The sequence below is a fragment of the Neisseria sp. P0001.S005 genome, assembly GCF_051963715.1.
This window is the reverse complement of record NZ_JBQCTZ010000546.1, coordinates 1-518: the sequence shown is the minus strand read 5'-3', so window position 1 is coordinate 518 and position 518 is coordinate 1. Positions and strand designations below refer to the sequence as shown.

Sequence of the window (518 nt, the reverse complement as noted above, 5' to 3'; positions counted from 1 at the left end):
ATGCGCGCCATCATGGAGGCGGCCGACCAAGTCAACGCCCCCGTTATCGTTCAAGCATCCGCAGGCGCACGCAAATACGCTGGTGCCCCATTCCTGCGCCATCTGATTTTGGCCGCAGTCGAAGAATTCCCGCACATCCCTGTCGTAATGCACCAAGACCACGGCGCATCTCCTGACGTGTGCCAACGCTCCATCCAACTGGGCTTCTCCTCTGTAATGATGGACGGCTCGCTGATGGAAGACGGCAAAACCCCTTCTTCTTACGAATACAACGTCAACGCCACCCGTACCGTGGTTAACTTCTCCCACGCTTGCGGCGTGTCAGTTGAAGGCGAAATCGGCGTATTGGGCAACCTCGAAACCGGCGAAGCCGGTGAGGAAGACGGCGTAGGCGCAGTGGGCAAACTTTCCCACGACCAAATGCTGACCAGCGTTGAAGATGCCGTACGTTTCGTTAAAGATACCGGCGTTGACGCATTGGCTATTGCCGTCGGCACCAGCCACGGCGCATACAAATT

1 protein-coding gene is annotated in these 518 nt (G+C 57.1%); it reads left to right on the top strand.

Annotated elements, in window-relative coordinates:
• Nucleotides 1-518: class II fructose-bisphosphate aldolase (locus ACTHSP_RS21575; RefSeq protein ID WP_440346951.1), on the top strand; the 518-nt coding region annotated here is incomplete at both ends.